Consider the following 13,718-nt stretch of genomic DNA (forward strand, 5'->3'; position numbering starts at 1 on the left):
CTTTAACCTGAAATTTTTGGTGTTGATGCCAATAGTGTTTTTGTATAAGAATGTTGTGGATTACGGAATACTTCGTCCGTATTTCCAAATTCAACAAGTTCTCCTTTGTATAAGACAGCTACTTTTTCACATAAATAGTGAACCATCGGTAAATCGTGCGCGATAAATAAATATGTATAACCTTGTTCCTTTTGAATTTTTTGCAGCAAGTGCACAATTTGGATTTGAAGCGAAACATCTAATGCCGAAATTGGTTCATCAAGAATTAATACTTCCGGCTCACACAATAACGCTCTTGCAATAGCAATTCGTTGACGTTGCCCTCCGCTAAATTCGTGCGGATAGCGATCAATATATCGTCTATCTAACCCAACACGCTCTAGCGCATCACCTGCTACTTTATCTTTCAATCCTTTATCACCTAAACCAAATGAAATATAGCCTTCCGTTACGCTATCGCGTACTTTCCAGCGCGGATTTAATGCTGCTGTGGAATCTTGAAAAATAAACTGTACTTTCTGTAAGAAATCACGTTTATGAGTTGCCTTCAACTTGTGAACGACTTGACCGTTATAATCAATTTCACCAGACGTTGGGCTCTCAATCCCAGCTATGAGCTTACCAAGTGTTGTTTTTCCTGAACCACTTTCTCCAATAATGCCAAGCGTTGTTCCTTTCGGGATAGAAAGTGATATGTCTTTTAACGCTGCGATTTCTTTATTTTTACTTCCATATGTTTTTGTTACTTGCTTTACAGTAATTAAATCTGTCGTCATGAGGCATTCACCTTCTCTTTTGATTTCGCTTTATTATGCTCCAGAACATGTTGCCAGCAATATGAACTATGCTCCTTGGAATATGTTGTTCTCTCTGGGAAACGATGAATACATTCTTTTATCGCTACTGGACAACGATTTACAAAAGGACAACCAAAGCTATTTAACGTCTCAATGGAAGGTGTCGTCCCTTCTATTGCACGTAATACTTTTTCAGAATCATCCATATTCGGAATTGCTTGTAATAAGCTTTTTGTGTATGGATGTTTAGGGGAACCTATCACTTCCTCTATCGTTCCTTTTTCAACAACACGTCCTCCATACATCACAACTACTCGATCCGCTACTTCACGTACAAGTGCTAAATCGTGCGTAATTAGTAAAATACTCGTATTTTTCTTTTCCTTTCTTTCCTTTAATAACTCCATAATTTGCTTTTGAATTGTTACATCTAATGCTGTCGTAGGTTCATCCGCAATAACGAGTTTGGGGTGGCAGGCAAATGCGATTGCTAAACAAATACGTTGCCTCATGCCTCCACTTAATTGATGTGGGTACTGTTCAAAGCGTTTCTCTGCTTCATGTATCCCTAAATCATTTAATAAGTTAATCGCAATTTCTTTTGCTTCTTTTTTCGATTTCTTTTCGTGTTGCAAAATCACCTCTGTAATTTGCCTTCCCACCTTCATCGTCGGATTTAAAGATGAAAGTGGGTCTTGAAAGATAAACGAAATATCTTTCCCTCGAATTTGATTCCATTCTGATTCTTGTAGATTCGTTAATTCCTTTGATTCAAAAGATATATTTCCATCATCAATATGAATTGATTCTTGATTTAAGCCGATAATAGATTGTGCTGTAACACTTTTCCCTGAACCACTTTCTCCTACAAGTGCAACTATTTCACCTTCGCTAATAGAAAAGGAAACATGCTTCACAATTGCTTGGTTACTATTCTCTTTTTCAACGGCTAACGTTACGTTTTCTAAAGATAAGAGCTGTCCCATGTTTTTTCTCCTTTCGATTCCGTTTTACGATTTTTGGATCAATTGCATCTTGTAAACCATCACCAATCGCATTAAATGCGAACATAATGAGCGCAATCATGATTGCTGGGAAGAATAGCTGCCACCATTCTCCACTCAATAATGTCCCAAGTGCATCATTCGTCATCGTCCCCCAGCTTGCTGCCGGTGATTGCACTCCTAGTCCGATAAAGCTTAAAAATGATTCTGAGAAAATAGCTGCGGGAATTGTAAATGATAAATTTACGATAATAATGCCCGTTAAGTTCGGAATTAAATGCCCGTATATAATTTTCATATGGGATGTACCTAATCGCTCCGCTGCAATAACAAACTCTCTTTGTTTTAAAGATAAGACTTGCGCCCTAACGAGACGTGCCATACCAATCCATCCTGTTAATGCAAGGGCGATGATAATGGTAAAAAGACCTGGTTTCATAACAATTAATAGTAAAATAACAATTAATAAATACGGGATACCGTATAACACTTCGATTCCTCGTATAATCCACTCATCAATTAATGTCCCAAGGCGATTGCGCCCTCTCACATATCCACTAAATCCTCCGATTAGCACACCAAGTCCTATATCAAGAGCAGCTGCCACTAATCCAACTGTTAATGAAATTTTCCCGCCAGCCCAAGTACGTGCCCATATATCTCTTCCCAAATCATCTGTTCCGAACCAATGCTCACTACTAGGTGGTAAGTTTGTTGCCTCTTTTACTTGTTCACTCGCAGTAAATGGCGTTAAACTTTCACCAACAAGTGAGAAAACAATAATGAGTAATAACGTCACTGATCCTAAAACTGCGATTGGATTCGATACAAACTTACGAAACACTTCTTTCTTTCGGCTAATCTTTTGCTGATCTTTATTTATCGTTAATTCTTTCTTCTCTTCATTTGTTAATAACTGGTCATTAATTTCATAAGCTCCCATCTAAACATCCCCCTCCTTACGTAATAGAACGAATACGTGGATCAACAATACGATGAATAATATCTGTAATAAAAATACATACAATTAAAAGTGCACTATAAAAAATGGTTGTTCCCATAATCACTGGATAATCTCGATTAAAAATACTATCTACAAAATATTTTCCGAGACCAGGAATTGAAAAAATCTTTTCAATAACGAAAGTACCTGTTAAAAGTCCCGCCATTAATGGTCCAACAAATGTAAGTACCGGAACAATTGCATTTCGAAGAGCATGTCTTATAATAATCTTCTTAATCGGTATACCTTTCGCTCTCGCTAACTTAATATAATCACTCTGCAGTACTTCGATCATATTAGAGCGAACAAATCTTGTAATCACTGCGATTGGTCCTAACGCTAATGCAAAGGATGGCAATACCGTATGTTCAAATGTACCCCAAGAAGCTACTGGTAAGAGCTCGAATTGAATAGCCAATACTTGTATAAATAGTGGTGCTAAAATAAAGCTCGGAATAGAAATACCGAGGATGGCAAGTAAACTTACACCGTAATCAATTACCTTCCCATGATAGAGAGCAGCAAATGTACCTGCAGCAATTCCGACTAGCAATGAAATAATAAGTGCTTGTAAACCAATAATTGCTGATGGACCAAAACCAGTTGTTATAATTTCTGATACACCTTGCCCGGTTGATTGAACAGATTCACCAAAATCAAAATGAACTACGCCGTCTAAATAAGCAACATATTGATTCCATAACGGTTCATCAAGGTGATACTTCGCTCTCATGTTTTGGATCACTTCTTCAGGAAAGATTTTTGCATCTGATGAAAATGGATCCCCCGGAATAATATGCATAATTAGAAATGTCACCGTCGTAATAACCCATAGCGTGAACACCATAACTGATAATTTTTTAATTACATACACCCTAATAACCCCCTAAACACATATATTTACTTAGTTTTATAAACGTACTTTTTCCATTACTCCCTTTTCTCTTTTTAGAATACAAAAAGCCTTGATCTTAAAAAAATAAGATCAAGGCTTAATAAACAAAGGCCCATCACTTATCTTTCAAGACTTGCTTGCTGGAATTAGCACGGTGTTCCTATTACAGAACCCGCTGCTGAGGTGTCATAGGGCCAGTCCCTCTACCTCTCTGGATAAGTAAATTGCTATATTATTATTTGGTTCAAATTGTATATTTCGAATTATAATTCTGAAAAAATGAAAAGTCAATCAAATTGGATATATTTAGAAAAATCAGTTTTTAATACTTTTATTTATCTATATCGTATTTCGCTTATAATAAAAAAAGATATGAAAGGAGTTATAAGATGGACCCCTTACTTCTAGCTACTATAGGATTACCCTTAACAATCGTTATACTTGTCATCATCGGCTTCTACAAACTCTTCATCAAAAAGAAAAGTATCACTTCTTTTTATACCCCTTTCGATAATATTACCGGGCAAACTATTTCCGAATTTCACGAAGAACAGAAGATATTAGTATCCGAGGATGAAGATGGAGATGGCAAGAAGAAAAAATAACCTTGCATAGGCAAGGTTATTTTTTCGTTTCTGCTTGAAAACGTTTATAGTATGTCGATGCTGTTGCAAAATTAATTTCTATATCACGAATCAACGATGAATCTTCTTCTTTAGCTAACTTCTGTAATTTTTTCATTGCTTGTTCCGATTCATTCAAGAAACCGACATATACCTCATGTTCTTGCTCTTTCGACTTCGGAACACGAATTTCTTTTCGTATATGATCAATATCTTCTAACATGCTCGTTGTTACCTTTTGCACATCTTCTTTATATGTAGCAGTCGTTATTTCCTTACCGCCCTTTTCTTTTGCCACTTCAAATAACTGCAGTGCGTTATTAATTTCTTTATTCATTTTCAAATCGTATTTTTCATGTACTGCAAGGTATTCTTTCATTTCTTCTGTTTGTTCTGTAGATTGCTCTACCTTTTCTTTCGGTTCTTTCGTATCCTTATTTCCATTACATCCTGCTAGAAGGATCATACTTCCCATTACAGCAATACCCAAAACCTTCTTCATCTCTTCTTCTCCTTTTATCTACAGCTACTACTCATTATAGTTTCTTTTATCTCCACTTGTTATTATACCGAGAACATCCTACTTTTTACACTTAAGACGACATCGTAACATGTATACCAACATGTTTGTCACAGTATCGTCACTTTATACAAATAACTTTTGCACTGCTTTACTACTCACCTTACAAAACTGTAAGCACACATAAAGAACAAACCATGCTAGACTTACATATGCATAACGCAAACATATGTAAGGTTTTAAGGAGAATCATCTATGTACAACACAATACCTTTTATGGGAGAAGATATTCGTGTCCTTATTCGCGAAAAATCACTTCATATCGAAAATACAGAGAGCCTTCGCCGCGTATTAAAGAAGAAGCATGCTCCATTTAAGTTAGCTCAATATTTAAAACAACAACATACAAATCAATTTCATACCGTGCTCAATATATCGGATAAATCATTAACAATCGAAATCATCGGTCATGTCTACATTGGAAACTTTGCAGATACCTTAAAGGAAATCCCACGTATACCGAAGATTGCTCCTATTATCGTTAAAAAAGCGTATAAAATTACTGACCATACCGATATTATCGACTGTGGGGAAAAAGAAGTCGATAGTAATCGCTGGGTGTGGGATAAACTTGCTGTTTTATATGATACGATCATGAATAATATGTATGAGGTATTTCAAAGAAATGAAAAAAAGAACTGATTCAAACATTCCCTTTGAATCAGTTCTTTTTTGTTAAGCCTCTAAATTTTGTTTTTGCTGCAGTTCAAACTGCTTCTCACTTCTTCTGGCCATAAATAGATAACATAACACTGCTCCTACTTCACAAAGCGCAATAACAACCCCCATCGGTAATGCTGTATTACTTCCACCGATACCTACTAGCGGCGCAACAAGAGCTCCTGAAATGAACTGTAATAAGCCTAATAAAGCTGATGCTGTTCCTGCAGCTTGTTTCTGATTTCTCATCGCTAATGAAAACCCAGTTGTTGATACAACCCCGACACTTGATACGACAAGGAATAACGAACATAAAACACCGATTAAACCTATTCCTAGTACGATTGTCAGTAGTAAAGATAGGCCACCAACAGCTGCGATAATAATACCAGCAACAAATAATGTCTTCTCATTCACTTTCCCCGCTAAACGACCCGTTACCTGACTAGCAATAATAATACCGATGCCGTTAATCGCAAAGAATAAACTAAATTGCTGTGGTGATGCTCCGTATATGTTCTGCAACACAAATGGTGAGCCCGAAATGTATGCAAACATTGCCGCTGTTACTAATCCTTGTGACAATGCATATCCCATAAACAGACGGTCCTTTAACAATTTTCCGTACGTCGCCAAAGTCCCTGACAAACCACCCGTTTCTCTTTCTTCAGGAGGTAATGTTTCACGCAATACAAAAGTAGCTGAGATTAACATGAATACACTTATTGCTCCAAGAACGATGAAAACACCGCGCCACGTTGTAAACTGTAATAATTGCCCCCCAATAATCGGTGCCAAAATAGGTGCTGCTCCGTTTACTAACATAAGCAGTGAGAAAAACTTCGTCATTTCAGAACCTGAATACATATCACGTACCATCGCACGTGATATAACAATCCCGGCTGATCCTGAAGCTCCTTGTAGGAAGCGCAATAACACTAATGTCCAAATAGATGGCGCAACAGCACAAAGTAAAGAAGAAGCAACATAAATAATAAGAGCAATAATAAGAGGTTTGCGTCTTCCGTAAATATCACTAATTGAGCCAACAAATAATTGTCCTACTGACAGCCCAAGCAAACAAGCTGTTAATGTAAGCTGCGCGAGGGATGCACCTGTTTGCAAATCATCCGTTAACTTCGGTAATGAAGGCAAATACATATCAATAGATAATGGTCCAATCGCCGTAAGTGTTCCTAATACAAGAATCATCCATAACCTGTTTGCCTTTACAGGTTTATATATTTCGTGATTAACTTCATTCACTTTTTCAATTCACCCTTTCCTATACAAACTGAATCGTAACAATTATAGTTACATCATAAACATACGTCAAGTACAGCGCATTTTCCTCTTTCATAATGTAAAAAAAGCGATAGAAATTCTATCGCTTTACTTTTTCACATTGCTATTCGTAAATTTAGATACTGAGGACATCATCTCTCCCGTATCTAAATATGTAATTTGAATTGGGTCTCCTACTTCTGTAAACATAGCATATGGGAATTTCTTCACCGGTATCATAAATACCTTTTGTTCATTCTCTAAAAGTACGTACACGATTGTATTTTCACCTGATTTTTCTTTATATACACGTTGTACAATACCTTCTTTTTGCGCTTCTTTTCCTGTTGATGTTGGTCTAAATGTATCACCATTACCGCTCATTACGTTTTTATAATTCTCAAGCGCTTCTTTCTGCGAAGAACCTGTCGCAAATATTTTTGCATTAGCAGCATATACAACTGTATGTGCACGTACTAGGCCTCCGTCATCAACAACCGGAATAATCCAAGCTGGTTTACCGTATACGTTATAAATGACAGGCATTGTCCCATGCCATTTCTCTCTCTTAAAGGAATTATCTACTACTTCTGTAGCTGCTGAACCATCCATAATCCCCTTTACTTCTTTTCCATTATAGTAATATAGCTTGCCTGTGCGTGCATCTACTAATGAATATCCTAGGGCTGAATCTACTCCTTCTTTTGGAGAAGTAAAGTCTGTAAAATAATACAGTGTTCCATCTTTACCAAAGATCGGGGTCACGCCTTCTTTCGTTCCCCACTCAGTCGGAATTTTCATATCTGTTTGTGAGAATTTCGTATTCCAAAATCCGTGAATATATTTACCAAAGTACGTATTTAACGTAGATGCAGTCTCATGATTTAATACACCATCAACAAATTTAGGTGCCTTTCCTTTATCATATCTTTTCACTTCACCTGTTTGTGCATCTACTACGACAACACCTTCTACCTCAAATCCAGATCTTCCTGAAATAAATTCACCATACGTCATTGTATAATATGGTTTTCCTTTATCATCAACCTCAAATTTAGGTTTTCCTTTAAAGATTAAATTTGGTTCTGCTTGCCTTACCACACGCTCTAAATTATTACCAAAAAACATGCTTGGCACATATTTCATTTTATAACCGAGGTGCAGTTTCGCTTCCGCATCAGGATTCGTACCTGACATCGTTACATACCCTGGTATTGTCTCAGCTTTACGCGCTTTAAAAAATCCTGAAACTTCAATCGGCGCTACATATAAAGCTTCGCCGTTTACCATTTGTGGCGTTAATTCTCCTAGCTCAAAATAAGCTACTTTCGGAATATCACCAAATACTTTTTTCATCTTATTCTCCGCTGTCTTTGGCGGCACTGTAAACGGCTGGTCATTTTCAGTAAATGGCTCTGAAATATCTTTCTCTATCTTAACAACAGAATCATATTTCTTTTGCGAGATTACTATATCGTGCAAATAACCAAAGTAGCCGTAACTTGCGAGTAAAATAAACATTAAAAGTCCTTTTAATGTACCTTCTAATTTCCCTATTTGATCTTGTGAAAATAAAACAAGCCCAATTAAAATTGCTACTGCAACAGAATAATGAGTAAGAATCGAGTCTACCCGATCATCAATTAGCCAAAAGTATTCATAGATTGCAATACCTATCCAAAATAAAACAGGAATAACTAAAATAGATGATTTCTTACCCTTTACAACCTTCTTATCTCCCTTCTTATCCACTGCTCGAAGCTTACTACTACTTCTTGTCCATGGAATCAAAAACAAAGTAAGAATAGCTAAAACTACAAATTTCATCAAAGGCACTGTCCCCTTTTCTTTTGTATTCCCTTTTAGTATAACAAATAAAGGGTATTAAGGTGAAAATAGGAATAGTTATATTTTTTTACTACTTAATACAATCCCGCTCACTACATATAGAATAGATGCAATATAAAAAATTGTACCAATCGTAAAGAAATCTACTAAATATCCCGTGGCAATAACCGCTACTGCTCCGCCAATGGATGTCCACACATGGTATTTTCCAATCTCATAACCAGCCTTTTCCTGCGCAACCTTTCGTGCTAACGAAGTCTTCTCAGTATTACGCTGCACAGCACCTAAAATGCCCATTACAATTTGAAGAATATATACATGCCATACTTCCGTGGCAATCGGAAAGCAAAGCATTAAGATTGCCATGGACCAAGCGTATATGATTAATAATTTTTTATCACCTACTTGATCAGATATCTTTCCCACTAGTGGATATACAAGTGCTGATGTTAAAGCAAATAAGCCATACGCCCAGCCAAATTGCGAGAAGCTATTTCCAACGTTTCGAAGCAATAATATATAAAAAGGAAATACCATACTTCCTGCCATCATGATGATACTTTGCGAAGCCACAAATCTTCTATATGTCATTTCGTATACTCCCTATAAAATAAATTCACAAATCTCTCTTCTGAATCTACTTCCTTCTTTTTCTTGAGAAATTCTTCAATACGAGGATATGCCCTCTTTAACTGCTCTTTCGTTGGATAAGAATAGTACGGCAAATAGTAACTACCGTTATGCTTTAAAGTAACATCAATCATCTTCCGAATGACATCCTCTGTTTTCTTTATCTCACTCTCTGAGCGTCCCTGGTTAATCAAAAGAACCAGCGCAAACATATCATCTTTCGCATAGGACAAAACTGCATTTTCATTCTTTTCCACGTAACGAATCGTAATGTTGAGTAAATTAAACTCTTCTTCATTTAATACGTTACGTAAATCATCTATATACTCCGTGAAAGCATCTATAGGCACAAAGTATTCTTGTAACACTTCGGTCCTATTTGGATTTTCATATTCCATAAAAGCACTATCTGATCTCATAACATTATTACGCGTCTCATACTTTCCATCTGTACGTTCAAAATAACCTCTTTGTATATCCCAAAACGTATTCTTTCCCCAATCACTATAACGTGATAACCCAAGTAAAAATTTCGGTACCGCTATAATATTTTCTTCCTTTAATTCACTGTACTCTTCTCTCATATTTTGATTTTGTGCCAAAGTATAATCTGTCACATACATCTCTTTTAAAAATGAATTTGGAGCAACAGAAATACGCGCTAAGTGCATACGAACATTTTCATCTCTTTTCACTTTCTCTTTGAAATAAGATACGTATTCTTTATAATCTATCATTCTCGTGTGCATTTCATATAATTCATCATCTGTTAACTTCAGCGTCACATCTAAAATAACTCCAAATAAACCGTAACCCCCAATGACATATGGAAATAACTCTGCATTTTCTTCTCTACTTACATTACGTACCGTGCCATCTGCCATTAACAATCTAAATGAATCTACTGTATCAATTAGTGCCTCATGACGAATATCACGCCCGTGTACATTTACACTTAATGAACCACCAACAGTAAAAATATTTTGAGACTGCATGACCTGTACCGCAAGGCCATATGGATTTATTTTCTTCTGAATATCATTCCACGTGACACCACTTTGAACTGTAATCTGCTTCTTCTCTGGATCAAATTCTAATATTTTATTATATCCTTTCATATCGAGCATCGTGCCATTTGGATAATATGTCTGTCCTCCTTGGCTATGTTGCATGCCTGCAATGGAAATTTTCTCTCCTGAAACTTTTGCATCTCGCACTAATTTTATTAACGAGTGCTCTTCCGTAGCACTTTCAACACGTTTTATTTTTGTCGGAAGCAATTTACCTACATCACTCATAATAGGATGATCAATTTGTTTTTTATACGTATGTACAGACGTTGCAAGCAAAACCGTATATGCAACAATGACCACTACTATCTTTCTTTTTTTCAAAGGACACTCTCCTTATTAGCAACAAAAAGAGATACCTGTTCTTTCAGGTACCTCTCTTGACAGTGATTACTTTGCTGCTGGCAATTGTATTGGATCAAATTTATCATACGATGTAAACTTCGCATCCGTAATAATGTGCGCTTTATCCTCACCATTGCTACTCATAACCATATCTATCTTTGCTGATTCATATTTAAAATCTTTTGTAATAATATATTCTCCATCTATTTCTTCTATCTTTGCATTTTGGCCTTGTAGCATTTGTTTCTGCTTTTCATCCATACTAGCTAACATACTCTCTGTCTCTTGCCCTTTTAATGCAAACTTCAGCTTATAATTATCTCCACTTTTCTCCATCTTCACTTTATTTAAAATTTCCGATGGAATCTCTAAATTATCTACCATTCCTTGAGTCGCATTCATTCCGTTAGCATTTAATTGTTCCTCTGGTACAGACATAACTTCACCCGTATTAGGATTTTTCAACTGACCAGCAATTTTGCCACCCACTTCATAAACAACAACCTCTGTACCAGAAACATTCATTTCAGAACGAGAATTTTTTTTCTTCGGCTCTAATTGCATTTTGGCCTTTATTACATTCATCTCTGTTCCTTCAGCCTTTATTCCCACATCATATGTCATCGTTACATTTTCTTCGTTTTTAAAAGCTTCATTCGCTTTATTAAAAACATCCTTCGCTGTTAATTCCTTTTCTTTCTGCACAGCTTCTTTTTTCGGTTCATCAGTCTTTTTTGCTTTCTCATTACTACACCCTACTCCTAGACCGACTGCAAGTACTAAACTTGAAATTAAAATATTTTTTTTCATAACGTCCCCTCCTTCCCAAAAATAATATCATCTCTTTTCCTATGAAATCTATATAATTCGTAATATTCTTCTTTAAATTTATTTCCTATATAGCAACATGTTTGAGAAAAAGTTTAAATATGATGTAAATAATAACAACTCATTTCAGGAGGTCATTATGAAAGCTATTATTTGCACAAAGTATGGACCACCTAATGTTCTCCAACTTCAAAATATAGAAAAGCCTAAACCTAAAAAAAATGAAGTATTAGTTAAAATTCACGCAACAAGTGTATCGACTGGAGATTGTAGAATACGTGGCTTTAATAGCCCCCTCTTATTTTGGATTCCTATGCGGATCATATTAGGTTTCAGAAAACCGAGAAAACCTATACTTGGCGTAGAGTTATCCGGTGAAATCGAAGACATTGGAACAGATGTAACACAATTTAAAAAAGGAGATCAAGTTTTTGCATTAACAGAACTAAACCTTGGTGGTTATGCCGAATACACATGCGTGCATGAAAGTGGATTAATAGCATTAAAACCTACCAATGTGACATATGAAGAAGCTGCCGTTATTCCTTTTGGCGGAACTTCAGCATTGCACTTCCTTAGAAAAGGACAGATAAAAAAAGGGCAACGAGTACTTATATACGGCGCCTCTGGGTCAGTCGGGACAGCTGCCGTACAACTTGCGAAATACTTCGGGGCGACTGTCACAGCCATTTGTAGTAGTTCGAATTTCGATTTAGTAACAGCTTTAGGGGCAGACAACGTAATTGATTATATGAAAGAAGATTTTACTAAGCGGGGCGAGCACTATGATATTATATTTGATGCAGTTGGAAAATATAATAAGTCTCTTTGTACAGATGCATTAATGCCTAATGGAAAATATGTATCTGTGAACGGAATGATGGCAAAAGTCAGTAAAGAAGATATGAACCTACTAAAACAACTAGCTGAAACAGAAAAGCTAAAGCCTGTTATTGATAGAACTTACCGATTAGAAGAAATTGCTGAAGCTCATATATATGTAGAAAAAGGACATAAAAAGGGGAACGTTTCAATTACCTTAAAATAAAATATATTCTGAAAATATCATTGACAATTCTTTTTGTACGATTTACTATTAGTACCATATTCAAAACTACATACACATACTCTTATCAAGAGTGGCGGAGGGACTGGCCCGATGATGCCCGGCAACCGAGCTTATGACGTATAAGCTAAGGTGCTAATTCCTGCAAAACGAGTTTTCGTTTTGGAAGATAAGAGAGGAATCTATTTCGTCTATTCGGCACCTCTCTTATTTTTTGGGAGGTGCTTTTTATTTTGGAACGTATATGAAGGGGGATTTATAGATGAAAAAGGTATTATTAAGCATTGTAAGCGGAGCAGTATTATTATTAGGCGCATGTAGTGTGAGTTCAGATAAAGAGGTAAAAGAATTAGACGAGAAAAAGATAACTGTCGGTGTAACAGGTGGACCACATGAACAAATTTTTGAAAAGGTAAAAGAAGTTGCAGCAAAAGATGGCCTCGAAATTGATATAAAAGTATTTAATGATTATGTAGCGCCAAACGTATCATTAGATGAAAAAAGCCTTGATGTAAATAGTTACCAAACGAAATCATATTTAGATGTATTTAAAGCTGAACGCAATATGAAATTAGCTGAAGTATTTTCAACAGTAACATTCCCTATGGGTGTATATTCTAAAGATATAAAAGATGTAAAAGACTTAAAAGAGGGCGATGCAATTGCTGTACCAAATGACCCAACGAATGAACTTCGAGCTTTAAAATTATTTGAAAAAGCAGGGGTTTTAAAAGTTGATCCAAAGGCTACAGAAAAAGCGACTGCAAAAGATGTAATTGAAAATCCAAAAAAATTAAAGATTGTCGAATTAGAGGCATCTCAATTACCAACGCAACTAAGTGAAGTGAAAGCAGCTGCAATTAACACAAACTTTGCATTAGGTGCAAAATTAAGTCCAGCGAAAGATTCTATTTTCCGCGAAGGAAAAGATTCACCCTATGTGAACTGGGTCGTTGTTCGTACTGAAAATAAAGATGATGTTGTTGTAAATAAATTAAAGAAAGCTTATCAATCTAAAGAAGTAAAAGAATTTATCGAGAAAAAATTTGATGGTTCTGTTTTACCGTCTTGGTAGGAGCTGACGA

The 13,718-nt window shown here is 36.0% G+C and carries 14 protein-coding genes and 2 riboswitches; of the genes, 4 read left to right on the top strand and 10 right to left on the bottom strand.

Annotation, left to right across the window (positions count from 1 at the left end; all coding sequences use genetic code 11):
• Nucleotides 1-2 precede the first annotated feature (2 nt).
• The 4 genes from BLT20_RS25795 to BLT20_RS25810 are packed head-to-tail and all read right to left on the bottom strand — an operon-like array spanning nucleotide 3 to nucleotide 3,678.
• Nucleotides 3-776: an ABC transporter ATP-binding protein gene (locus BLT20_RS25795; RefSeq protein WP_000205673.1), complete on the bottom strand. Its 774-nt coding sequence runs from the start codon at nucleotides 774-776 to the stop codon at nucleotides 3-5.
• On the bottom strand, nucleotides 773-1,783 hold the full coding sequence (locus tag BLT20_RS25800) for an ABC transporter ATP-binding protein (protein ID WP_000531263.1): 1,011 nt from the start codon (nucleotides 1,781-1,783) through the stop codon (nucleotides 773-775). The genes BLT20_RS25795 and BLT20_RS25800 overlap by 4 nt, the downstream gene beginning before the upstream one ends.
• Nucleotides 1,740-2,744: an ABC transporter permease gene (locus BLT20_RS25805; protein ID WP_000501525.1), complete on the bottom strand. Its 1,005-nt coding sequence runs from the start codon at nucleotides 2,742-2,744 to the stop codon at nucleotides 1,740-1,742. The genes BLT20_RS25800 and BLT20_RS25805 overlap by 44 nt, the downstream gene beginning before the upstream one ends.
• Nucleotides 2,745-2,760: 16 nt before the next feature.
• Entirely contained in the window at nucleotides 2,761-3,678 is a 918-nt protein-coding gene (locus tag BLT20_RS25810; protein WP_000289313.1) for an ABC transporter permease, read from the bottom strand.
• A 137-nt stretch (nucleotides 3,679-3,815) separates the two neighbouring features.
• Nucleotides 3,816-3,921: riboswitch (SAM riboswitch) on the bottom strand.
• 167 nt (nucleotides 3,922-4,088) lie between these two features.
• Here BLT20_RS25810 and BLT20_RS25815 point away from each other — a divergent pair.
• On the top strand, nucleotides 4,089-4,304 hold the full coding sequence (locus tag BLT20_RS25815; protein ID WP_000371388.1) for a DUF3951 domain-containing protein: 216 nt from the start codon (nucleotides 4,089-4,091) through the stop codon (nucleotides 4,302-4,304).
• 16 nt (nucleotides 4,305-4,320) lie between these two features.
• On the opposite strand, the gene BLT20_RS25820 is transcribed toward BLT20_RS25815, so the two are convergent.
• Nucleotides 4,321-4,824, bottom strand: coding sequence for a hypothetical protein (locus tag BLT20_RS25820; protein WP_000756525.1), 504 nt, complete (start codon nucleotides 4,822-4,824; stop codon nucleotides 4,321-4,323).
• Between the two features lie 273 nt (nucleotides 4,825-5,097).
• On the opposite strand from BLT20_RS25820, the gene BLT20_RS25825 reads away from it, so the two are divergent.
• Nucleotides 5,098-5,544: a hypothetical protein gene (locus BLT20_RS25825; protein ID WP_000282860.1), complete on the top strand. Its 447-nt coding sequence runs from the start codon at nucleotides 5,098-5,100 to the stop codon at nucleotides 5,542-5,544.
• Between the two features lie 33 nt (nucleotides 5,545-5,577).
• On the opposite strand, the gene BLT20_RS25830 is transcribed toward BLT20_RS25825, so the two are convergent.
• The 5 genes from BLT20_RS25830 to BLT20_RS25850 form a co-directional block, all read right to left on the bottom strand.
• Nucleotides 5,578-6,837: a multidrug effflux MFS transporter gene (locus BLT20_RS25830; protein WP_224200803.1), complete on the bottom strand. Its 1,260-nt coding sequence runs from the start codon at nucleotides 6,835-6,837 to the stop codon at nucleotides 5,578-5,580.
• A gap of 117 nt (nucleotides 6,838-6,954) precedes the next feature.
• Nucleotides 6,955-8,673, bottom strand: coding sequence for a DUF3981 domain-containing protein (locus tag BLT20_RS25835; protein WP_000674040.1), 1,719 nt, complete (start codon nucleotides 8,671-8,673; stop codon nucleotides 6,955-6,957).
• Between the two features lie 78 nt (nucleotides 8,674-8,751).
• Complete coding sequence (locus BLT20_RS25840; protein ID WP_000222361.1) at nucleotides 8,752-9,285, bottom strand: MFS transporter; 534 nt, start codon at nucleotides 9,283-9,285, stop codon at nucleotides 8,752-8,754.
• On the bottom strand, nucleotides 9,282-10,718 hold the full coding sequence (locus tag BLT20_RS25845; protein WP_000746311.1) for an FAD-binding oxidoreductase: 1,437 nt from the start codon (nucleotides 10,716-10,718) through the stop codon (nucleotides 9,282-9,284). Before BLT20_RS25845 ends, BLT20_RS25840 begins: the two co-directional genes overlap by 4 nt.
• A 66-nt stretch (nucleotides 10,719-10,784) precedes the next feature.
• Complete coding sequence (locus tag BLT20_RS25850) at nucleotides 10,785-11,549, bottom strand: DUF6612 family protein (RefSeq protein WP_000739372.1); 765 nt, start codon at nucleotides 11,547-11,549, stop codon at nucleotides 10,785-10,787.
• Between the two features lie 157 nt (nucleotides 11,550-11,706).
• On the opposite strand from BLT20_RS25850, the gene BLT20_RS25855 reads away from it, so the two are divergent.
• Nucleotides 11,707-12,615 carry an NAD(P)-dependent alcohol dehydrogenase gene (locus tag BLT20_RS25855; RefSeq protein WP_000643856.1) on the top strand — a complete coding sequence of 303 codons (909 nt, stop codon included), beginning with the start codon at nucleotides 11,707-11,709 and terminating at the stop codon, nucleotides 12,613-12,615.
• A gap of 79 nt (nucleotides 12,616-12,694) precedes the next feature.
• A riboswitch (SAM riboswitch) is annotated at nucleotides 12,695-12,809 on the top strand.
• 86 nt (nucleotides 12,810-12,895) lie between these two features.
• A complete protein-coding gene (locus tag BLT20_RS25860) occupies nucleotides 12,896-13,708 on the top strand; it encodes a MetQ/NlpA family ABC transporter substrate-binding protein (RefSeq protein WP_000756995.1) in 813 nt (270 codons plus the stop codon).
• Nucleotides 13,709-13,718 lie beyond the last annotated feature (10 nt).

Origin of the sequence: Bacillus sp. cl96, from assembly GCF_900100505.1 — a bacterium.
Classification (GTDB): domain Bacteria; phylum Bacillota; class Bacilli; order Bacillales; family Bacillaceae_G; genus Bacillus_A; species Bacillus_A cereus.

Coding starts and splice junctions, on each gene's coding strand:
- BLT20_RS25795 (WP_000205673.1), bottom strand. CDS start 776: ATGACGACAGATTTAATTACTGTAAAGCAAGTAACAAAAACATATGGA.
- BLT20_RS25815 (WP_000371388.1), top strand. CDS start 4,089: ATGGACCCCTTACTTCTAGCTACTATAGGATTACCCTTAACAATCGTT.
- BLT20_RS25860 (WP_000756995.1), top strand. CDS start 12,896: ATGAAAAAGGTATTATTAAGCATTGTAAGCGGAGCAGTATTATTATTA.
- BLT20_RS25840 (WP_000222361.1), bottom strand. CDS start 9,285: ATGACATATAGAAGATTTGTGGCTTCGCAAAGTATCATCATGATGGCA.
- BLT20_RS25825 (WP_000282860.1), top strand. CDS start 5,098: ATGTACAACACAATACCTTTTATGGGAGAAGATATTCGTGTCCTTATT.
- BLT20_RS25855 (WP_000643856.1), top strand. CDS start 11,707: ATGAAAGCTATTATTTGCACAAAGTATGGACCACCTAATGTTCTCCAA.
- BLT20_RS25820 (WP_000756525.1), bottom strand. CDS start 4,824: ATGAAGAAGGTTTTGGGTATTGCTGTAATGGGAAGTATGATCCTTCTA.
- BLT20_RS25850 (WP_000739372.1), bottom strand. CDS start 11,549: ATGAAAAAAAATATTTTAATTTCAAGTTTAGTACTTGCAGTCGGTCTA.
- BLT20_RS25835 (WP_000674040.1), bottom strand. CDS start 8,673: ATGAAATTTGTAGTTTTAGCTATTCTTACTTTGTTTTTGATTCCATGG.
- BLT20_RS25805 (WP_000501525.1), bottom strand. CDS start 2,744: ATGGGAGCTTATGAAATTAATGACCAGTTATTAACAAATGAAGAGAAG.
- BLT20_RS25800 (WP_000531263.1), bottom strand. CDS start 1,783: ATGGGACAGCTCTTATCTTTAGAAAACGTAACGTTAGCCGTTGAAAAA.